Origin of the sequence: Lacinutrix himadriensis (assembly GCF_001418105.1) — a bacterium.
GTDB lineage: Bacteria > Bacteroidota > Bacteroidia > Flavobacteriales > Flavobacteriaceae > Oceanihabitans > Oceanihabitans himadriense.
The window spans coordinates 135,782-158,316 of sequence record NZ_LIQI01000019.1; the positions used below are offsets into that span (position 1 = coordinate 135,782).

Consider the following 22,535-nt stretch of genomic DNA (forward strand, 5'->3'; position numbering starts at 1 on the left):
TAATTTAGTATGGCATGTTAAAGCTAGATAATTCGGTTACATCTTTAAATAAAAATTCTTTATTTTTCTTATTTGTATTACTTTTTAATTTTTCTTTATTCTCACAGAATAAAGCTAAAATAACAGGGAAAATTTCTGATCAGTTTGGAAGTCTTCCTGGTGCTAAAATTAGTATTCAAGGATCTAACATTTCTACAACCAGTGATGTAAATGGAGATTACACTTTAAATATAGAAGCTGGTGATTTTGTTATCAATGTAGCCTTCATAATGTATAAAACGGCGACTAAACCGGTAAGTGTTACCGCTGGAGAAGAAGCTATTTTAGATTTCACTTTAGAAACTGGATTTTCCATTGACCAACCTGTTTCTTTAGGTTCTAGAGCAAAACCAAGTTCGCTTTTAAAAACAACGGCTCCAGTAGATATTATTTCACCGCAAGACATTACCAACTCCCCGCAAATAGAGTTAAGTCATATATTACACTATTTAGTACCTTCTTTTCACTCTACAAACCAAACCATATCAGATGGTACAGACCATATAGACCCTGCAACTTTAAGAGGATTAGGTCCAGATCAAATATTAGTATTAGTAAATGGTAAACGTAGACATAATAGTTCGCTATTAAATGTAAATGGAACTGTTGGAAAAGGAACTGTGGGAACAGACTTTAATGCCATTCCCGTTGCCTCTATAGAAAGAATTGAGATTTTAAGAGATGGTGCTACCTCGCAATATGGCTCAGATGCTATTGCTGGAGTTATTAATATAATACTAAAAAAACAGACCCAATCTATAGATGTACAAGGACGTGCAGAACTAACAACAAAAGGAGATGGTCTTACCACCTATTTTTCTGCAAATTTTGGATTTGTAGTAGGTAAAAAAGGCTTTATTAACATTACTGGAGAATATAGAAATAGAGAAGCTTATAATAGAGCTGGTGATTATAATGGCGTAGTATATTCTGAAGATCCTGAAGAAGACGCTATTTTAATAGCCGAAAATAATTTCTATAGTCATAATGAATATTCCGGAAAACGCGTAATGGAAATTGGTAATGCTTCTACGCAAAATTTGGCACTATCCTTTAATGGTGAATTTCCTATTTCTAACAATTCTTTATTTTATTTTCATGGAGGACGAAATTATAGGGAAGGAAAATCTAAAGGTTTTTATAGGTTTCCAAATGAGATAGATCGTGTAGTACCAGAATTATTTCCAAATGGTTTTTCTCCAGAAATATTAACAGATATACAGGATGATGCTATTTCTTTAGGTTTTAAAGGAGAGAAAAATAATTGGAATCTAGATTTTAGTCATACTATTGGAATTAACACTTTAGATTATACCGTAAATAATTCTAATAATGCATCCTTAGGGATTACTTCTCCTCGTACTTTTTATTCTGGAGGTTTTTCGTATAAACAAAACACATCCAATCTAGATGTTTCCAGAGCGTATGATTGGTTATATGGTGTAAATATTGCTTTTGGTGCAGAATTACGTGTAGAAAATTATAACATTATTGCTGGTGAAGAAGATTCGTATCTAGATGGAAACAATACCTATATAGATAGTGATGGTATAGAACAGCAAAGTATTGCTGGTGCTCAAGTTTTTCCTGGTATTCAACCCGAAAATGAATTAAGCCGATTTAGAACCAACAGTTCAGGATATATAGATGTAGAAGTAAATACATCTAAAGAAACACTTCTAAAAGCTACTGCTAGGTATGAAGCTTACAACGATTTTGGTGCTCAATTTATTTGGAAACTTTCCGGAAGATATAAAATAACGGAAGATTTAAACTTTAGATTAGGTTTATCTACAGGGTTTAGAGCTCCTTCCCTACACCAAGTATATTTTCAAAATATAAGTACACAATTTATTAATGGAGATATTGTGCAAGTAGGAACTTTTAATAATGAAAGTGCTGTTGCTAAGGAAGCCTTTCATATAAAAGATTTAAAACCAGAACTTTCCAACCATTTCAACGCTGGTTTCTCGGGTAAACTAGCTGAAAACTTATCTTTTACTGCAGATTATTACAGTATAAAAATTAAGGATAGAATTGTACTTTCCGGACGTTTCGATGAAGGTTATGAAGAAACACTAGCTCCTTTTAATGTTGGTGCTGCGCAATTTTTCACCAATGCCATAGATACTAAAACAATTGGTTTGGACGTAGCTGTACATTATAAAAATAAAATTGGTAATGGCGAATTCAACGCTTCATTAGCAGGGAATTTAAAGCAAACCGAAGTCATACAACTCAATAAAGTTTCCGATTTTTTAGAAGGTCAAGAAAGCACTTTATTTAATAGAGAGGATATTGCAAGAGTAGAATCTGCGCAACCAAATTATAAAGTAAACTCTATAATATCTTATCATTTTGATAAATACAAGATACAATTAGGAAATACTTTTTTCGGAAAAGTAGAATATGTACATCCAGATGACGGAATACAAGAAAACTGGGTAGTAAATGAATTTTCTGGAAACCTAGAAAGTAGAGATCAAACATTTTCTTCTAAGTTGGTTACCGATTTAGCTTTATCATATACTTTTGAAAAGATATGCAACATAACTCTTGGTGGAACAAATATCTTTAATGTATATCCAGATAAACACGCTCATTCTGCCAATACCGAAAATGGAAATTTTATTTACAGCAGAAGGGTCCAACAATTTGGTGTTAAAGGTTCTAATTATTACATTAGACTTTTATTAAAATTATGATAAAAGTTACTAATAAATACAGCTTAGATATAAAAGCTGTTCTTACGTTTTTATTACTTAGTTTTCTTTTTAATGTTTCTGTACAAGCACAAGAAACCAATAATGAAGAAATCAAACGCTTACAACGTAGTATCTTTATTTTCAACTTCACACAACAAGTTAGCTGGTCTAACCTAGATAATCTTGACCAATTTAAAATTGGCGTTCTTGGTTCAGATAGAACCATTATAGATTTAAAATCACTATCTCAAAAACGTAGAATTTTTAATAAACCAGTAAATATTATTAATTTTAGCGCTGTAAAAGATATTGAAGATATTCAAGTACTTTATGTTAATAATAAGTACAACTATCATATTGAATCCATTCTAGCTCAAATAGCTTCCAAAAATATTTTATTAATTACAGAAGATTACAATTACAATACTTCTATGATTAATATGGTGAATGTTGCCAATTATTTTGAATATGAAATCAACAAACAAAGCCTAGAAAATGAAGGATTTGAAATAGCAGAAAGCTTAGATAATAACGCTATAAATTCTTCCGATAAATGGAAACTCCTATATAAAGATGCAAGTAAAAATTTAAATCAAACAAAAGACTCATCGGCATTACAAGAGGAAATCATAAAAAATAGTGAAAAGGAAATCCTAGATAAAACAAAAACTATTCTAGATAAAAACAATGTAATAGATACTATTTCTACAAAGTTGAATGACCAGAAAAATTGGATAACGCAACTAAACAAATACAATAAAATACAAAACAAAAAGATAGAAGATAGAATTGCTATAGAAAAGCAGTTAGAACAAATTATAAATTCGCAAATAGACACTTTAAAATCGCAAAGCCAAACAATAAAAGAAAGTGACGATAAAATTAAAGTTCAAAACGATTTTCTAACAACCTTATATCAAGATATAGAAAAAAAGCAAACTATTTTAGAACAGAATGATAATCAAATAAGTAAACTAAAACTATTTAATTATCTCTTGGCAGCATTAGTACTATTGACGCTAATTGCGTGTTATAGCATTTATAGAATGTATACTTCTAACAAAAGACTGCTTCGTACTTTAAAACAAAAAAACACGGTTATTTATAACCAAACAAAAGAATTAGCTTCCCAAAATAAAGAGCTTGAACAGTTTGCCTACATAACTAGTCATGACTTAAAAGAGCCTTTAAATACTATTTCTGGATTGATTGTTTTATTATTAGATGAATATGAAGACAAATTAGATGAAGACGGCAAAATGAGTCTAAACTTCATTAATGAATCTAGTCTAAGAATGAAATCCCTAATTGATTCCCTTTTAGAATATTCCCGTCTAGGAAAAATTAAAGAATACAACCCTATAAATACAACCCATTTAATTGAAGCTATAAAAATAGATTTAGGAAGTATGATCTCTAAATCTAAGGCTAAAGTAAGCTCTAAAAACTTACCAGTTATAACGGGTTCTGAAATAGAAATTCGATTATTATTTCAAAATTTAATAAGTAATGGTATTAAATTTATAGACGCAAATACTACGCCTAACATAATGATTTCATGCGTTAAAACCGAAGACGAAGAGTCTAAAGAATATTGGCAATTTGCGGTAACCGATAATGGTATTGGTATTCCAGAAAACTATCAAGATAGAATCTTTGCTATCTTTCAAAGATTACATAATAGAGAGAAATTTGAAGGTACTGGAATTGGCTTAGCACATTGTAAAAAAATTGTAGAATCGCATGGCGGAAAAATTTGGCTAACTTCTAAAGAAGGTATAGGAACCACTTTTTATTTTACAATTCCTGCATAAACGAAACGCTACTTTTTGGGCTGTTGAAAACAAACGGAAAGCATAGCATACAACTCTGGATGCTTCTGTTTAAAAAGCTTTGGTCTTTCAAAAAAATATTCGGAAGCTACAGCAAAAAATTCTATTTCACTTGTTCCTCCATATTTTCTAATATCCGATGCATCGTTATTAATAGCTTCCATTTCTTTGTGCATTAATTCTAGCCAAGGTGCAATGTATTCTTTACCAAGAAAAAACGCAGGAATACCATCGGTTTGTCCATCTGTTTTATCTAATAAATGTACAAACTCATGCACTGGTGTATTGTATTTATCGGTTTTGTTATTAAAGGCCAATCGGATTGCTTTTTTAGAGAGAATCATTTGTTTCTCAAAACGCCCAGTTCCTACCATTCCAAGAATTTGTTTATTTTCATCTTGATTTGAAAACTGTAAATCGGCATTAAAACTATCTGGATAAACAATAATGCCCGTTAAGTTATTATAGCTCCAATTAGAAAATCCAAATACCGGAATAACCCCACTAGAAGCTATTAATATTTTATCTAATTCTTCTATTTCAGTATGTACCCCTTCTATATGTATTTCACTTAAAAAAAGCATGATTCGTTTTCTAAAAACCGCTTGATTTTCTGGCGTTAAATTTTTATAAAACAACACTTTTTTTACTAAAATATCATGCCAATGTTTTGGCATTTCTTCTACGTGTTTGCGTTTCATGATATAAAAAGCATAACAAACAAAAATCACAAAGACTATAAAAACAAGCGTGTAAATCATATTATAAAATTGTATTTGCAAAATATTCTATTTTTTAGAGAATAAAAAAATATACTATCACTTATCTTCGTAAAAAAAACAACCATGCTAAAAGCTATTTTATTTGATATGGATGGTGTAATTGTAGATACAGAACCATTACACCACAAAGCATATCACAAAATGTTTGATGATTACAACATGAATGTAAATACTGCTTTATACGAAAGTCTTACCGGACAGTCTACAAAAAATGTTTGTAAAAAATTATGTACTCATTTTAATTTAAATGTAAATGCTAACGAACTTGTTGAAAGAAAAAGACATCATTTTAAAGACCTTTTTTTTAATGATCCAAGCTTAAAATTAATAGATGGTGTTCACGACATTATTAAAGATTATCATAAAAACGGATTAACTTTAGTTCTAGCATCTTCTGCTTCTATGCTTACTATAAATAATGTATTCACTAAATTTGATTTAGATCCATATTTTATTGCAAAATTAAGTGGTGCAGATTTAAAAGCTTCCAAACCTCATCCAGAAATATTTACCAAAGCAGCTACAGCTTCTGGTTTTAAAAGAAGTGAATGCTTAGTCATTGAAGATTCTACTAACGGAATTAAAGCAGCTCATGATGCTGGTATTTACTGTATTGGTTATGATAGCTTAAATTCTAAAAACCAAGATTATTCGTTAGCAAACAAAGTGGTTTCCAATTTTAATGAGATCGCTTTTGATAAAGTAAAAGACTTATTTTAATTGCTTTAAAAAATTACAAACTTTTTTAATAAAAAACATCTCTAGTTTAAAAATAAACTAGAGATGTTTTTGTTGCTATTAATATTTAGGCAAAACCTAATTAAAATTGTTTTAAGATTAAAGGCTTATTTCATATTAAGATTTAAAGAAAAAACTGTGATAGAGGTACCAGAGCCTAATAATCTTTGTCCCCAAATTTCAATAAACTCATTTGGTTCTAACTCTACTGTTCCTGAAATGGAATTACTTGTAATGTCTGTTAAAAGATTTACTCGCATTAAAGTATTTGTTTCTGTTAATGTTTCGCTTCCGTTTTTTCTGATAAAAAAGGCGTAATAATCACCAACACTAACGTTTCCTCTTACAGATATCGATGCACTAATTTGGAATGTTCTGGTTTTCTTTCCTAAATAAGTTAATCTATTATATACTGGAGAAGATACTCTTAGTAGATTTACTGCTGTAGTAGTATTAGAATCACTATTTCCTACCAGATTAAATGCTCCACTACCGAAAACATTTTGAACAAAACCTGTTGTAATATCATCATTATAGTATATATGACCTGTCGCTAATTGATCTGACTCTGCTGGTATACCAGGACAATTTACGGTCCAAGAATTTGTAAAATTATAACCTGTAAAAGAACCAGAACCATACTTTTTAATATATTCTGTACTAGAGCCACTAAAACTTACACTTGTTAATACTCCGTTTTCAACTACAGGACTAGTACTAACATCTATACCAATTGCAGATCCATCCATTTCAGAAAAACCACCTTGTTTTTGAAGGTTATTGAAGGTTCCTGTAAATGTTTCATAGGTTCCAGAATTGTTTGAAAACCATCCCATATTACTCAGTAATAAATCTGTAATGTTATTATAGGTTATTCCAGATGTATTATTTGCAAACTGAATAATACTTAAAAAGGCTAATCCGTATCCACTAATAGTACCTACAGATGTAGCACCTGAAACGATCGAATCTCTAAACACAAAATTCTCTGTACTCGTTCCTGTCAAATTAAAAACAGTTCCTCCTGGAACATAAAGCGTTACACCTCTTATACTACCTCCTGTAGCACCAACAAACATGGTTCCTCCAGTTTTCTCTAAAACATCTTCATTGGTATCTAAGCCAATAATATAAGCGTTGTTTAAATCTATAGATTGTGCAAGACTAATTGTTCCATTTATTTCATACAAAGTATTTGAAGATAATAAATATTTACTTCCTCCTCCGGCGGTAAGTTCTTCACTTAAATCTGCTTCAGAAGATATTATTTTATGATTGTTTCTTGATTTTGAATCTAACTTCGTCCAAGAACTCGTTTTATAAAAATAAAATGCATTTTCTGTAATATCAAATACCAATAAACCTTGTGCAGGACTGGATATCGCTATTCTTTGTACAGAAGTCATTCTTGGTGTTAAAATTCCCTTATCGGTAGAAGTTACATCTAACATAGAGGAAGGATCTGGTGATAATACACCTATTCCTACTTGAGAAAAGGCGCTGTAATTAAAACTAACAAAAGCTATTAATGCTAATGTTAGTAATCGTTGGTTTAAATTTTTCATAATTAATAGTTTGAGATCTTCTTGGTTAATTCGCTATTAATAGCTTCTACTTTTACAAAATAAATTCCGTGACTTTGATTAAAAGGAATTTGTATTTTATCATTTGCATTTAGGTTTGAAGTCAGTGTTAAAACTTCCTGCCCTAAAACATTAAATATTTTTATGCTTTTTATTTGAGTTCTATTCTGGTTATTCACAACAACATTTTCATTTCCATCATAAAAAACATCTATATTAGAAATTGTTTGATTGTTGGTAGATAATGTTTCTTCAGGTGAAAAAACAATAGAGTATCTATCTAAATGCTCTCCTATTGGTAGATTGATATTAAAATTAGATGCACTTAAATCATGCGTAGTATTTAAAACATTATCTTTTAAATAAACCGTGTTTTCAAAATTTTCAACCGCATCTATCATTATTTGATGCGAACCATTTTCTGAAATTAAGATACCTAATGGAAACTCTAATGTTTCCTCAAAACTGCCTAAACCTTGAATTGCATATTTTTTATCTAACTCATCATCAATCACATAAAACAAATCATCCTCTCTATGTTCCATTATTAAAGCATCATAGCCAAGATTATAATTTATATCTGCATCTGTATCTGGTAAAAAAGCTAAAAGGAGTTGTCTATGAAAACCTTCAGGATCTTCATAACCTATTCTTAGGTATTGATTATTACTATCCAATTCGGTATCATTATCTGAAGTATCAGATGCTTTAAGAAAAATAGTATTCCCTGAAGATTCCGTTTTAAATTCTCTTTGCGAATTATTAAAAACGATAGGTCCGTTTCCGTAAGCAGTAACAAAAAACCCTTGACCAACAGACACGTATTGTTTAGGAGTAACACTCCATATACTACCAACACCTGCAACGGAAGGAGAATTGACTGACGCAGGAATACCACCCGATAAATTTCTAATAGCATAACCTCCTAAATAATCTGTAGTTAAATGCGAAGTTGAACCTCCATCTACCCAAAAATATAGTGTATCTAGAATAGTTAAATTATCTAGGATAAATTTATTTGCATTTAAAGCAGAAGGATAAGGATTACCCAATAATGATTCTTCTCCAGCATTTATTGGCGTAAAATAGTCTCCGTTGTTTGGAGCACCATAAAACACATAATTTTGATTAGATAAAAGAGTATTAGTTCCTTTCATGGTGTAACCTTCTCCTGGGTTTATAGAGCTGTTTTCATTTAAACCAACCCAATCATAATAGGAACCTGTCCCTTGTAAATAGGTATACAACCATCTTCTATTAATGGATAATGCAGTAGTAACATTATTTAATCCATCAAGAACAGAAGGTGTACCGTTATGAGGTGAACCAGTATTAAACAATGCTTGTTGTGGATCAAATAAATTAAGACTAGAATCTGTACCATCAAACAAACCTCCAGAAAAAGAAAATGTACCACTATTATTTACTGGTGATGCCCAATAATTAAATTTGTAAGCAGATGCATAACCTTGTTGATCTATTAAGATTTTACCCGTACTAATAGTATTAGCGTCTACACCTGCATGTGTTTGAATTAGCTGCGCCTCATCAATTAACCTAACATCACCACTTAATAGGTTAATGGAATTAGAAACATTTAACGCAAATCCATCCGCTACAGTTATTCCTTTTTTATTTACTGCTGTAATATCAATTTCTAAATTATTAAAATGAATAGCATTGGAAGTTCCTGAGATACTTAATAATGCATTTTCAGAACTTTTAAAATACGTAGTCCCTAATAAAGATTCCGTAGTCCCATCATTAATAAAGTTATTGTTTAAATATAGGTTTCCGCTACTCTTATGAATACCAGTACTTGAATTCGTATATTCATTTTCAAAATACACATCTGTTGCTGCTGAAATATTTAAGATGCCTTCATTTACAATTTGTGAATAACAGCACAAAAAATTAAAGAGTATAAGGCTATTACATATAAAGTATTTTCTTTTCATAATTAAGGTTTAAAGTTAGTGGTAGATTTGGGTTATTTATTATTCTGCTAATTTCTTCCTTAAAGCTAATGCCAAAAGGAGTGCCAACTTTTACTTAAAACAGAAAACAAAATACAAAACACTAATAATCAGTTATTTATAATTTTTTAACGTTTTTTAACCTCCAAAAAAAACATCGGTATATCGTGCATTTTTTCGGTTGAAATACAGACTCACGGAATAGCGTCATTTTAAAATCACGATATAACAGTCTGAATATCATATTTTCACACCCTGATTTTACAACCATTAATCACTTTCAATGGACTAAGAACAATAGCATAAAACCAGAGCTTTTTAATTCGTTAAGAATACAATCGAAATTGTCTTTTAATTAACTAATTATCAACATAAACACCACTAAAACAGCTTCAAAGAGTAATTAAGTCGTTTAACGATTAAATTCTTTTGGAAGCCGAACTCCGTATATTTTTGCTTCTCTCATTAAGATTAATAGCAAATTATTTAATGAACAAGATTTCGTCATGGTGTTAAACCAATGGCTTGACCTATATATACAAATAATCGCTATTATGAATAAAAAACTCGTTTTTCACACGCTTATTTTAACTATTTTTATAAGTAGTTTTAATGGATTTTCGAAAAATGCTAAGACCCCAAATCACTCGCTTAGCATAACGACAACTAACACATACGGTCTGTCTCTAAGCACGTATATTTCTTTTGTATCTGATTTTGAACATACTGATCAAAGTCATTCTATTTTTAGGAATATTACTTTCTGCCCTAGTTCTTCCAATACGGTAAATGTAGATCCAGGAACTTGTGGCGCGGTAGTAACTTCTATTCTTCCAATGACCAATATTGTTGGAGGTTCTATGGTTTTAATAACTCCTTTAGGTGATGGCGATACTTTCCCTGTTGGAACAACCCTTGTGACTTATGAAGAACATGATGCTACTAATACCTCAACTGGAAATACTTGTACTTTTGATGTAACCGTTTTAGATAATGAGGCGCCAATTACACCAACGCTTACACCTTTAACAGTAGGTTGCACAGGAACACTTATTACTCCTACCACAACAGATACTTGTGCAGGAACCATTATTGGTACAACTACAGATACTTTAGCGTTTTCTGAAGGTGGAAGCTCTATAATAAATTGGACCTTTGATGATGGTAATGGAAATTCTATTTCTGTACCACAAACCTATAATTATAACGATACTACAGATCCCATTATTCCTACACTTTCAGATATAACGGAACAATGTGAACTAACAACTATAACACCTCCAACGACTACTGATGCTTGTAGTGGAACAATTACTGGAACACTGCAACGATTTCCTATTACAACCAAGGAACAACCATCATAACTTGGACTTTTGATGATGGAAACGGAAACGTGATTACTGCAAATCAGAATGTGATTATTGAGGATACTACAGATCCTGTGATTCCTACTTCGATTAACCGATCAATGTGAAGTAACATTAACGCCTCCAACGACTACGATTGTAGCGGAACAATTACTGGAACACCAACACTTTCCTATTACAACACAAGGAACAACCATTAACTTGGACTTTTGATGATGGCAACGGAAACGTGATTACGCAAATCAGAATGTGATTATTAACGACACTACAGATCCTGTATTCCTACACTTTCAGATATAACCGATCAATGTGAAGTAACACTTTAACCCTCCAACGACTACTGAGCTTGTAGGGAACAATTACGGAACTACTGCAACGATTTTTCCTATTACAACCAAGGAACAACCATTAACTTGGACTTTTGATGATGGCAACGGAAACGTGATTACTGCAATCAGAATGTGATTATTGAGATACTACAGATCCTGTTATTCCTATTCTTACTGATATAACGGAACAATGTGAAGTAACTTCTTTAACGCCTCCAACGACTACTGACGCTTGTAGCGGAACAATTACTGGAACAACTGCAACGACTCTTCCTATTACAACGCAAGGAACAACCATCATAACTTGGACTTTTGATGATGGAAACGGAAACGTGATTACTGCAAATCAGAATGTGATTATTGAGGATACTACAGATCCTGTGATTCCTTCGCTTTCAGATATAATGGATCAATGTGAAGTAACCACTTTAACGCCTCCAACAACTACAGATGTTTGTAGCGGAACAATTACCGGAACAACCTCAACGACTTTTCCTATTACAACACAAGGAACAACCATTGTAACTTGGACTTTTGATGATGGAAACGGAAACGTGATTACTGCAAATCAGAATGTGATTATTGAGGATACTATTCCTCCAACTTTTGATTCTTGTCCTTCTAACCTTTCTAGAAATAATGATACTGGGGCATGTGGAGCTATTGTTAATTACAACATCCCAACAGCTACAGATACCTGTGGAACGGCGTCTGTAACTCAAACAGATGCAACTGGTTTAACATCTGGCAGCTTGTTCCCAATAGGAACAACAACTATAGAATATACGGCAACAGACGGTCATGGAAATAATACAATTTGTTCTTTTACCATAATTGTAACAGATGTAGAAACACCAACGATTACTTGTCCAACAAATATTACAGTAAATGCAGATGCTAATTGTGAAGCAGCAACCGTTACTTTAGGAACGCCAACTACAACTGATAATTGCAGTGTTGCAACAGTAACAAATGATCTAACTTTACCACTACCCGTTGGTATACATACGGTAACTTGGACAGTTACAGACACAGCAGGATTAACTGCAACTTGTACACAAACCGTAACTGTTCAAGATGTAACAGCTCCAATAATTACTTGTCCGGGAGACATTACAGTAAATGTAGATTCTGGATCTTGTACAGCATCTGGTGTTAATTTAGGTATGCCAACAGTAATGGATAATTGTGGTGCAGGATATACTAATAATGCTCCTGTTTTATTTCCAATTGGAGAAACTATTGTAACCTGGACGGCTACTGATGGCGCAGGATTAACGGACACTTGCACACAAATTGTTACTGTTGAGCCAATTTTAGTTTGCCAAAATATAACAGTACAACTCGACAACACTGGGCATGCCACTATTTTGCCTGAAGATATAAATAATAGCAACTCATGTGCATCCTTCACATTAAGTGCATCACAAACTAGTTTTGATTGTAGTGATATAGGCATTAATACAGTAATTCTAACAGCTACAGATAATGCTAGTAATACATATTCTTGTAATGCAACAGTTACAATTATTAATTTACCTTCAAATGCAGACATAACCATCTCAACACCTGACACTTCGGTTTGTAGTACTAGTTTTGAAACTTTTACAGCTACTGCAACTAATTTTGGTACAGCAACACCAATTTATTATTGGTATGTGGATGGTCTATTAGTACAATCCACAACCTCTAACGTTTACACACCAAGCGGGTTGACTTTTGGAACATATAATATTCAAGCTGCCATAGGTCCATGTACTCCAAAATTAGAAAGTAACAACATTCTTATAAATGTTTATGATTCTCCACCAAGCACACCTATTATTACTGGCCCTTCTGGTTTAGTATGTCCAACAACAACGGTAACACTTACTATTCCTGCTGATTCGAATGTTGAATCTTATAATTGGAGTGTGCCTAGCGAATTGCAAATAACAAACAATAATGGAAATGAAATAGGCGTTTACATTGACAATACCGTGTTAACACAAAATACTTACACGGTAAACCTAACTTTAGATAACCCATGTGGAAGCTCCTCAGCGACCTTTGAAATTGCAATAAACGGTAATAGCGCAAGTATTAACGCTGGTACAGACATTTATTTATGTGCAAGTGATTTAGATAGTAACGGAAATGGCTCAATAACAATGAATGGAGATGCCGATTGGGTACCTCTTTTATTCTGGGGATGGAATGACAATGGTGCAGGTGGTTCTTTTTCAGAGAATGAATGTCTTTGGAATACTTGGTTCGGTTGCATAATACCTGACAATTCAGAAACTGACACTTATAATATTAACAATGCTCAACCAGGAGACGTTATAACCATAACATTAGAAACTTATGGTGAAGAAACAATTACGGAATGTGGAGCACCTGTATTCGATGAGATGCAAATTCACATCTTAGAAGAAACCGAAGCTGAAATCACTTCTCCAGATACTACAATTTGTTCAGGAGAATCCACTAATATAGTCTTTGAAGGAGTACCTGGACAACAAGTTGGATTTAGAGCACGCACTATAACGAATAACAATATACCTGGATTTCTGTTTACAACTGCTATAATTGGAGCAGATGGAACATATACTTATACAACTCCAGCTCTAACACAATCAACAGTATATCATATAAGACGTGTAAGATTAGATCCAACTTTAGGTTTAGGAAACCAATGTCAAACTTTTTATCCTTGGGGAGCAGAAAGCATTACAATAACTGTCAATCAACCAGCAACAGCCACATTAAGTTATGGTTCCTCTTCATATTGCCAAAATAGCACTAGTATACCTGCAAGTTTATCTGGAACGAATAACTATTCGGGCGGAACCTATAGTAGTTCTCCTGCCGGTCTTACATTAAATACAACTAACGGTAGCTTCACACCAAGTTCTAGTACTCCTGGAAATTATACAATTACTTACACCACACCTATTACAACTGGTTGCGGTTCTATAACAACTACTACAAATATTACGATTCAAGAATCTGTAACAGCAAATGCTGGTTCCGTAACTATCGACCCAGCAAATTGTGGTTCCACCTCTATAGCCTTAACTGCTTCCGCATTTGCAACAGGAATAACTGGAGAATGGTCTGTAACTTCAGGTCCTGTTGGTTATAATTTTTCTGACATAAATGATCCCAATGCTATTTTTACAGGAGAAAGCAATGGAACTTATACGCTAGAATGGCTAGCTACCAATAGTAATATATGTGGTACATTAAGCGATACTATATCATTTACTATGCCTGACAATTGTGGTATCCTAATTGATTTTGATGGTACAAATGATCATATTAATTTTAATAATTCTTACACGCTATCCGGAAGTTTCAGCCTAGAGGTTTGGGTAAAACCAAATGCTATTAATGGTAATATTCAAACCATTATTTCGAAACGAAACGCTACTAATCTAAATTCTGGATATGACTTAAGATTGATTAATAATAGTATTTCTTTTAGATGGAATGCAACAGGAGCTATTGTAGGTAATGGTATAACCACAAATAGATGGTACCACATTGCAGTAACCTATAATTCCGGATTTTACAGACTGTATATAGATGGTGTTCTTATTAACTTCACACCAGGCGTATTACCTGCAGTTAATAATTTTGATTTCTTAGCTGGCGCAATGAGTAGAACAAATCAAGCTCCAACAAACTATTATAACGGTTGGTTAGATGAACTTAAAATTTGGAATACGGCATTAAGTGCAACTCAAATTAGAGAAATGATGAACCAAGAAATCGAACCTAATGGAGGCTTAATTAGAGGAGCTGTTATTCCAAAAGACATAACTGGACCTTTAAATTGGAATACAGATTTAATGGCGTATTATAAAATGAATCAGAGTTCTGATATTTCAAATGGAACACTGGATACTAATTCCACTTTAGGCGTTACTGGTAATCTAATTAATATGAATACGCTTCAAGCCGAAACTGCTCCGTTACCATATATTAGCAATAATAACGGTAATTGGACTACTGCAGGAACTTGGCTTAATGGAAACGTACAGCAAATCCCTAACTCAAACGGAGTTAATGGAACTCCTGTAAACTGGAACATTGTTAGAACCCAGCATAATGTATTTTCTGGTAATAGAGCCACTACAGTTCTTGGTTTATTAGTGGATACCAATACGTTCACGATTAATAATGATCAAGTATTAACCGTTAACAACTATTTAAATATTGATGGCGTGTTAAACCTAGAGGATGAATCCCAATTATTACAACCAATGGGAAGTGAAGTGGATTATTCAGGAACAGGAACCCTTCATCGTGATCAACAAGGAACAACCAACTTATACAATTATAATTACTGGGGATCTCCTGTAAGTACAAACGGAAGCACCTACCAAATTAGCGCACTTCATGATGGTGCAAATCCAGTAAATTGGACTGGTGCAGATGATGCTACTGCTACCTCAAACCCTATAACATTAAGTAACCGTTGGTTATATTTATATGAAAATCATACCGCAGGAAATTATGCCGCATGGAATAGAATAAACCAAACTTACAATGTTCCTGTCGGTCTTGGATTTACCATGAAAGGTAGTGGTGTTGGAGATCCTATTACGGACTTTCAAAATTACACCTTTGTAGGGCAACCAAATAATGGTACTATTATAACTCCTGTAACTGGTGGAAATGAAGCCTTAGTTGGTAATCCATACCCTTCAGCAATAGATGCAGATCTATTTATTTTGGAAAATGTAGGAAGCATTACAGGTCCGCTATATTTCTGGGAACATTCTAAAACAAATGCATCTCATATTACTGCAGATTATGAAGGTGGATACGCTACATACTCATTAACTGGTGCAGTCGCTGCAACCACACCTCCTATTGGTTTAGGAGGTATTGGATCGGTTGGTTTATTACCTAGAAAACACATTACCGTTGGACAAGGTTTTTATGTTACTGGTGATGCAGATGGTGGAAACATCACTTTTAATAACAGCCAACGTGCTTTTGTTAAAGAAACTTTAGGTATGTCTGTTTTCTTAAAAACGGATGAAGACAATAATAACGACACTAGTGGTTTAATAAAGCGTATTCGTTTAAATTTTACTTCACCAGAAGGAGCGGTAAGGCCGTTACTGTTAGGCTTCACTCCTAACAATGAAGCTAGTGATGGTGTTGACTATGGCTATGATGCCTTAAATACAGATTATTACCCAAGTGATATGTCCTTTATTATTGAAGGTGAAAAATATGTTATTCAAGCTGTTGGAGCATTCAACACAGAGAATATGTATCCTGTTACTATTGATTTAGGCATTTCTGGAAACATACAAATTGCACTAACCGAACTTGAAAATTTTAACGAAGAGATTGCTGTTTATATATATGATGCATTATTAGGAACCTATACACAAATCAATACTGCTAATTATCAAGTAGAACTAGATCCAGGAAGCCATAGTGATAGGTACTTTATCAGTTTTCAAGATGAAACCGAACTGAATATCGAAGAAGAGCAATTCTCTAACGTTGTGATTAACTACTTAACGGCTTCCAGTGAAATCTATATTAATGTGCCAAATGGAACAGAAATCAAACAAGTATATTTGGTTAACTTATTAGGCCAAACTGTTAAATCTTGGAACGGAACTAATGCGCCATTATCTCGTGAATGTAGACTTCCTGTTAAAAAAATATCTGAAGGAACTTACATTATTAAAGTAATTACGTCAGATAATACGCTCATTAACAAAAAAGTGGTGGTGAAACAGTAAATATGACATTCTTAATTATATTTTAAAATAGCGATCCTTTTTGGGTCGCTTTTTTGCGTTATACATTTTCACAGATGTCAACTATACCAATCGATTAAGCGCTTTCATTTAATTAAACAGAAGAAATTTAAAAAAATTACATCCAACATTACACTCCAAATCAGCACTTTACAAACGTGTATTTCGTCGATTATTTATGCTTTTAATAGATTTTAATATTAAAACCACATATCTTCGCAGTCCCAAATCATATCAATTCATTGAAAACCTATTAAAATGAATAAACTAACCTACTTATGCGCTATGGTGTTGTGCGCTGCTACATTTACCAACATAAACGCTTTTACAAAAAACACAAAAGAAGCTTTAGCTTATAATGAAATACAGCGTGTTAGAATAGATTTTACAATGCCTACCGGTTATGTAAAACATTTACTTTTAGGATTTACACCTAACAATGCTGCTACAGATGGTGTTGATTATGGATATGATGCAATAGAAGCAGGCACTTATCCAGATAGCCTTAACTGGATGATTGAAGACGAACAATACGTAATACAAGCTGTTGGTGCTTTTGAGGACAACAAACAATATCCATTAGGTATGTTTATTTCTAATGCTGGTGATATATCTATAGCTTTAGATACTTTAGAAAATTTTGACTCCGATATTGATGTCTTTTTATTTGATGCGCTATACAATACTTACACCTTACTAAATGAAATGGATTTTCAGGAAAACGTTAATCAAGGAATACATTTAGACCGTTATTTCATTGCTTTCAAAAACAATACTGAAGGTTCTATTTACAATAGCACTAGTAATGCGCAACTTTCTATAAATGAGAACGACACACAAAAAACTTCTGTTTCTTTTTTAAGACAATCCAAAGAAATTTATATAACGTCTAATCAGAATATTTCAAAATTAGAAATATACGATCTATTAGGAAAACGCATTTTTAATCAAGAAAAGATACAAGCAAAAGAATACAGATTATCTACACCTTTCATCAAGCAAAATTTTGGTATTGTTCGAGTGTATAACGATTATGGTGTCACTGTTAAAAAACTGGTGTTTAAGTAAACAGTTACTTCCCAATACAGAAATTAGCAAATATATTACCTAGTAAATCATCACTTGTAATTTCGCCTGTAATTTCACCAAAATGGTAAAGAGCTTGTCTAATATCTATTGCTAGTAAATCGCCTGATAAATCAGATTCTAAACCATATTTTACTTTAGTTACTTCTTCAAAAGCCTTAAGTAATGCATCATAATGTCTAGAATTGGTAACAATAGTTTCGTTATTACGCAAAGCTCCTGTATTTACAAAACCTAAAAGTTTATCCTTTAGTTCTTCTACTCCAATTCCTGTTTTTGCAGATAGTAAATGTAGATTTTCAATAGAAGCTTTTAAAGCTTCCACTTCACTATCAGAAAGAATATCTAATTTATTAGCAATCACTAATAATGGTTTTAAAGGATATTTGTTTTTTATTTTTTCAATTTCAACAATAAACTTTTCGCTATTGGTTTTAAATTTTTCGGCATCAAATAAATAGACAACCACTTGTGCTTGCTCTATTTTTTCAAAAGTTTTCTTGATACCAATACTTTCAACAACGTCTTTTGTTTCTCTAATCCCTGCAGTATCTATAAATCGGAAACCAATGCCGCCAATAACAATTTCGTCTTCAATAGTATCTCTTGTAGTTCCTGCAATTTCACTTACAATAGCTCTTTCTTCATTTAAAAGGGCATTAAGCAATGTAGATTTACCAACATTTGGTTCTCCAACAATAGCAACAGGAATTCCGTTTTTAATGACATTACCAACGGCAAAACTATCTATTAATCGTTTTAGTACAAACACAATTCTTTCTACTAAAGATTTAAATTGTGCTCTATCTGCGAATTCTACATCTTCCTCAGCAAAATCTAATTCTAATTCTATTAAAGATGCAAAGTTTAAAAGCTCTTCACGTAGTTTAGCAATTTCCGAAGAAAAACCACCACGCATTTGTTGCATGGCAATTTGATGTGAAGCTTCATTATCACTCGCAATTAAATCTGCAACTGCTTCTGCCTGACTTAAATCTAATTTTGCATTTAAAAAAGCACGTAAAGTAAACTCTCCAGCATTTGCCATTCTGCAACCATTACGTAAAAACAATTGTATAATTTCTTGCTGAATAAATATAGATCCGTGACAAGAAATTTCGACTACATTTTCACCTGTATACGATTTTGGGTTTTTAAAAACAGATACCAAAACTTCATCTAGCGTTTTCGTTTTTTCTATAATATGCCCTAAATGAATAGTATGCGTCTTTTGTTTGCTTAAATCTTTATTATGAATAGATTTAAAAAAAGCAGAACAAATAGTAATAGCTTCTGGACCAGAAAGTCTTATTACAGCTATAGCTCCAGCTCCTGAAGGTGTTGCTAATGCAATTATAGTGTCGTTTAATATCATACCGCAAAAGTAAGCAATTGTTAAAATAAAACTAACATATTTACATTTTGAAAATAAATAAGTAATAACTGTTATATTTGCACAAAAAAACAATTTATGCAACGTATTATATCTATTTTATGTATTTCTATCTTTCTTATTTCTTGTAACAAAGAAAAAACAGATGGATTTGTAATTAATGGAAATTTAGACAATAGTAAGAATAATAGTTTAGTGCAATTACTTAGAGCAGAAGGAAGACAAACCATTGTTATAGATTCTACCAGAATAAGTGAAAAAGCATTTACATTAAAAGGAAAAATAGAAAATCCGGATATGTACTTTTTAACTATTGAAGGTCTTAAAGGAAATCTTCCTTTTATTGTTGAAAACGAAACCATAAATTTAACAGTCTATACAGATAGTATTTTTGCTTCAAAGATTAAAGGAGGAAAAGAAAACAACTATTTTAATGACTACCAAGAATTTATTAAAAAAATACGTACTAAGAGTAATAAGCTAACAGAAGAATTTAAAATAGCGCAACAAAAACAAGATACATCTAGAATTTCTAGTTTACGTAAAGAATACGGAACGATGATGGAAGAAAATGATGAAAACGATTTAAACTTTATTACCAAAAATAATGACGCCGTTTTATCTGGTCTTATTTTAGAACGTGCTTTGTCGGCTAACAAATTAGAGTTTAAAAAAATCAAAGAGATATACACTAATTTTAGTGATGAGGTAAAAAATACGCGAGCAGGAAAAGTAATTGCAGAGTATATTACAGCAAATGCAAATACTGTAATTGGTAGTGCTGTTCCAAACTTTTCTGGACCAAATCCTGAAGGAGAAACAATTGCTTTAAATGATATTAAAGGAAAAGTTACAATTATCGATTTTTGGGCTGCTTGGTGCGGACCTTGTAGAAAAGAAAATCCGAACGTTGTAAACGTTTATGAAAAATACCACAGTAAAGGTTTAGAAATTATTGGCGTATCTTTAGATGGTACACCACAACAAAAAGATGCGAAGCAAGCTTGGAAGGATGCGATTGAAAAAGATAAACTAACTTGGCATCACGTTTCTAACTTGCAATATTTTAATGATCCTATTGCAAAGCAGTTTAATATTAATTCTATTCCTGCTACATTTATTATTGATGCAGATGGAAAGATTATCGCTAAAAACCTTAGAGGTCCAGCACTAGAAGAAAAAATAGCAGAATTGCTAAACTAAGCAATAGTTATTATCCTCATATTTTAAGAATAAAAAAAATGCTGAATCTATATTCAGCATTTTTTTTATTCTTATTTTTAAATCTTACCCATTCGTTTTAGCACAAACAACAATACAATTGGTATGGCTAATAAACCTATCATTAATAAATTGGTTTCAAAAAGCCAATTCGCTAAAAGTAGTGTTATTACATATCCTCCAATCGCTCCTCCAAAATGGGCATCATGACCAATATTGTCTGTTTTACTTTTCATTCCGTAAATAGAATACAAAAGATACCCTATTCCAAAAACATACGCAGGAATTGGTATTGGTATAAAAAACATATACAAGCTCATTTCTGGACGCAATAAAATTGCCGAATACAATATACCTGTTACTGCTCCACTTGCACCAACAGCACTGTAGTGGTATTCGTCTTTATGAAAATACAAAGACAATAAACTACCAAGCATCAAGCTACCAATATACACAAGTACAAAACTTAAGGTCCCTAAATCTTGCACAACAATATCTGCAAAAAAGTATAACGTAAGCATATTAAACAATAAATGTTGGGTGTCTACATGTAAAAATCCGGAGCTAAACATTCTAAATTTTTCACCGCGTTTTATACCACCAACTTGAAACTTATATTTTTCAAAAAAGCTAAAATCACTAAACCCTTTGTAAGATATTAATACATTTGCCACTATAATTACTATTGTTACAATACTTAAATTGCCCATAAATTTGAAACGTTTAAATCAAATATAACATATATTTGTTCTTGCAAATCTAAAATTATTTCATGCAATTCCTTGCTTACATTTTAATTTATCCACTTTTGTGGATTATTTCTATTCTTCCGTTTAGAATTCTATACGTTGTTTCCGATATTTTATTTGTTTTAGTATACTACATCATTGGGTACCGAAAGAAAACAGTGAAGTATAACTTAACCCTTGTATTTCCTGATAAATCGGAAAAAGAAATCACTACACTGACTAAAAAATTCTATCATCATTTATGTGATATGATCTTAGAATCTGTAAAATCTTTAACTGTTTCTGAAGCAGAAATGATTAAACGTTTTAAGCTTACAAACATTGAAGAAATACATAAACTAGAAAAAGAAAATAGAAACATTGTATTAATGTGTGCACATTACGCCAATTTTGAGTGGATTTTTATTACTCAGAAATTTGTGAAACATAAAGGATATGGCGTATACAAACGTTTGGCTAATAAATATTTTGATCGTTTAATTAAACGAAAAAGAGCCAAATACAATACGCAACTTATCACTACAAAAGAAACCATTCCCGTTTTAATGGAGTCAATAAAAAAAGGAGAATTATCTATTAGTGGTTTTGTATCTGACCAATCCCCAAAAGTAAATAAAGCCTACCATTGGAATGATTTTATGGGAATTAAAGTTCCTGTCCACACAGGAGCAGAAATGCTTGCAAAACGCTTAGACTCTTCTGTAGTTTTCTTTGGTGTAAAGAAAATAAAACGAGGCTACTATGAAACTACATTTAAAACTTTAGCTGTTAATGCCAATGATTTTGAAAACTATCAAATTACAGATATGTTTTTAAAATTGGTAGAAGAACAAATTTACAGTGCTCCAGAATATTATTTATGGACACACAAACGCTGGAAACATAAAGATAAAGTTCCTGCTAAATTTCAGTAATTTTTTCGTGTAACTCCTAAAATAAAACAGCGTACAAATCTAAGATT

General features: G+C 32.2%; 14 protein-coding genes. 8 read left to right on the top strand and 6 right to left on the bottom strand.

What is annotated here, in order from left to right; translation table 11 throughout:
- The first annotated feature begins 14 nt into the window (after positions 1-14).
- Both AMD28_RS06300 and AMD28_RS06305 read left to right on the top strand, forming a co-directional pair.
- Complete coding sequence (locus AMD28_RS06300) at positions 15-2,744, top strand: TonB-dependent receptor (RefSeq protein ID WP_055443307.1); 2,730 nt, start codon at positions 15-17, stop codon at positions 2,742-2,744.
- Entirely contained in the window at positions 2,741-4,558 is a 1,818-nt protein-coding gene (locus AMD28_RS06305; protein ID WP_055443308.1) for a YfiR/HmsC family protein, read from the top strand. Before AMD28_RS06300 ends, AMD28_RS06305 begins: the two co-directional genes overlap by 4 nt.
- A gap of 8 nt (positions 4,559-4,566) precedes the next feature.
- Here AMD28_RS06305 and AMD28_RS06310 read toward each other — a convergent pair whose 3' ends face one another.
- The gene (locus AMD28_RS06310) at positions 4,567-5,277 is read right to left on the bottom strand and encodes a M90 family metallopeptidase (RefSeq protein ID WP_338035229.1); all 711 of its coding nucleotides are present in this window, start codon (positions 5,275-5,277) and stop codon (positions 4,567-4,569) included.
- Positions 5,278-5,421: 144 nt separating this feature from the next.
- Between AMD28_RS06310 and AMD28_RS06315 the strand changes: the two genes are divergently transcribed.
- Complete coding sequence (locus tag AMD28_RS06315; protein WP_055443310.1) at positions 5,422-6,078, top strand: HAD family hydrolase; 657 nt, start codon at positions 5,422-5,424, stop codon at positions 6,076-6,078.
- Between the two features lie 125 nt (positions 6,079-6,203).
- On the opposite strand, the gene AMD28_RS06320 is transcribed toward AMD28_RS06315, so the two are convergent.
- Together AMD28_RS06320 and AMD28_RS06325 are read right to left on the bottom strand one after the other, a co-directional pair.
- Entirely contained in the window at positions 6,204-7,661 is a 1,458-nt protein-coding gene (locus tag AMD28_RS06320) for a hypothetical protein (protein WP_055443311.1), read from the bottom strand.
- 2 nt (positions 7,662-7,663) lie between these two features.
- Positions 7,664-9,637 carry a T9SS type A sorting domain-containing protein gene (locus AMD28_RS06325; RefSeq protein WP_055443312.1) on the bottom strand — a complete coding sequence of 658 codons (1,974 nt, stop codon included), beginning with the start codon at positions 9,635-9,637 and terminating at the stop codon, positions 7,664-7,666.
- A gap of 572 nt (positions 9,638-10,209) precedes the next feature.
- Between AMD28_RS06325 and AMD28_RS06330 the strand changes: the two genes are divergently transcribed.
- On the top strand, positions 10,210-11,019 hold the full coding sequence (locus AMD28_RS06330) for an HYR domain-containing protein (RefSeq protein ID WP_055443313.1): 810 nt from the start codon (positions 10,210-10,212) through the stop codon (positions 11,017-11,019).
- Between the two features lie 468 nt (positions 11,020-11,487).
- Here AMD28_RS06330 and AMD28_RS18610 read toward each other — a convergent pair whose 3' ends face one another.
- On the bottom strand, positions 11,488-11,652 hold the full coding sequence (locus AMD28_RS18610; protein ID WP_161804623.1) for a hypothetical protein: 165 nt from the start codon (positions 11,650-11,652) through the stop codon (positions 11,488-11,490).
- Positions 11,653-11,683: 31 nt separating this feature from the next.
- Between AMD28_RS18610 and AMD28_RS06335 the strand changes: the two genes are divergently transcribed.
- On the top strand, positions 11,684-17,107 hold the full coding sequence (locus AMD28_RS06335; protein ID WP_055443314.1) for an HYR domain-containing protein: 5,424 nt from the start codon (positions 11,684-11,686) through the stop codon (positions 17,105-17,107).
- Between the two features lie 276 nt (positions 17,108-17,383).
- Positions 17,384-18,193 (top strand): hypothetical protein, encoded by an 810-nt coding sequence (locus tag AMD28_RS06340; protein ID WP_055443315.1) that lies wholly within the window; start codon positions 17,384-17,386, stop codon positions 18,191-18,193.
- Between the two features lie 4 nt (positions 18,194-18,197).
- Here the strand turns inward: AMD28_RS06340 and mnmE are convergent, their stop codons facing one another.
- Entirely contained in the window at positions 18,198-19,586 is a 1,389-nt protein-coding gene (gene mnmE / locus AMD28_RS06345; protein ID WP_055443316.1) for a tRNA uridine-5-carboxymethylaminomethyl(34) synthesis GTPase MnmE, read from the bottom strand.
- Positions 19,587-19,682: 96 nt separating this feature from the next.
- Here mnmE and AMD28_RS06350 point away from each other — a divergent pair, with 96 nt between their 5' ends.
- Positions 19,683-20,807, top strand: coding sequence for a TlpA disulfide reductase family protein (locus AMD28_RS06350; RefSeq protein WP_055443317.1), 1,125 nt, complete (start codon positions 19,683-19,685; stop codon positions 20,805-20,807).
- A 77-nt stretch (positions 20,808-20,884) separates the two neighbouring features.
- On the opposite strand, the gene AMD28_RS06355 is transcribed toward AMD28_RS06350, so the two are convergent.
- Positions 20,885-21,535 (bottom strand): rhomboid family intramembrane serine protease, encoded by a 651-nt coding sequence (locus AMD28_RS06355; RefSeq protein WP_055443318.1) that lies wholly within the window; start codon positions 21,533-21,535, stop codon positions 20,885-20,887.
- 62 nt (positions 21,536-21,597) lie between these two features.
- Here AMD28_RS06355 and AMD28_RS06360 point away from each other — a divergent pair, with 62 nt between their 5' ends.
- Positions 21,598-22,488, top strand: coding sequence for a lysophospholipid acyltransferase family protein (locus AMD28_RS06360; protein WP_055443319.1), 891 nt, complete (start codon positions 21,598-21,600; stop codon positions 22,486-22,488).
- Positions 22,489-22,535 lie beyond the last annotated feature (47 nt).

What these genes read in the sequence shown, in the direction of transcription:
- AMD28_RS06350 (WP_055443317.1), top strand. Translation starts at nt 19,683, where the DNA reads ATGCAACGTATTATATCTATTTTATGTATTTCTATCTTTCTTATTTCT.
- AMD28_RS06355 (WP_055443318.1), bottom strand. Translation starts at nt 21,535, where the DNA reads ATGGGCAATTTAAGTATTGTAACAATAGTAATTATAGTGGCAAATGTA.
- AMD28_RS06330 (WP_055443313.1), top strand. Translation starts at nt 10,210, where the DNA reads ATGAATAAAAAACTCGTTTTTCACACGCTTATTTTAACTATTTTTATA.
- AMD28_RS06315 (WP_055443310.1), top strand. Translation starts at nt 5,422, where the DNA reads ATGCTAAAAGCTATTTTATTTGATATGGATGGTGTAATTGTAGATACA.
- AMD28_RS06320 (WP_055443311.1), bottom strand. Translation starts at nt 7,661, where the DNA reads ATGAAAAATTTAAACCAACGATTACTAACATTAGCATTAATAGCTTTT.
- AMD28_RS06325 (WP_055443312.1), bottom strand. Translation starts at nt 9,637, where the DNA reads ATGAAAAGAAAATACTTTATATGTAATAGCCTTATACTCTTTAATTTT.
- mnmE (WP_055443316.1), bottom strand. Translation starts at nt 19,586, where the DNA reads ATGATATTAAACGACACTATAATTGCATTAGCAACACCTTCAGGAGCT.
- AMD28_RS18610 (WP_161804623.1), bottom strand. Translation starts at nt 11,652, where the DNA reads ATGATGGTTGTTCCTTGCGTTGTAATAGGAAGAGTCGTTGCAGTTGTT.
- AMD28_RS06305 (WP_055443308.1), top strand. Translation starts at nt 2,741, where the DNA reads ATGATAAAAGTTACTAATAAATACAGCTTAGATATAAAAGCTGTTCTT.
- AMD28_RS06300 (WP_055443307.1), top strand. Translation starts at nt 15, where the DNA reads ATGTTAAAGCTAGATAATTCGGTTACATCTTTAAATAAAAATTCTTTA.
- AMD28_RS06360 (WP_055443319.1), top strand. Translation starts at nt 21,598, where the DNA reads ATGCAATTCCTTGCTTACATTTTAATTTATCCACTTTTGTGGATTATT.
- AMD28_RS06310 (WP_338035229.1), bottom strand. Translation starts at nt 5,277, where the DNA reads ATGAAACGCAAACACGTAGAAGAAATGCCAAAACATTGGCATGATATT.
- AMD28_RS06340 (WP_055443315.1), top strand. Translation starts at nt 17,384, where the DNA reads ATGAATAAACTAACCTACTTATGCGCTATGGTGTTGTGCGCTGCTACA.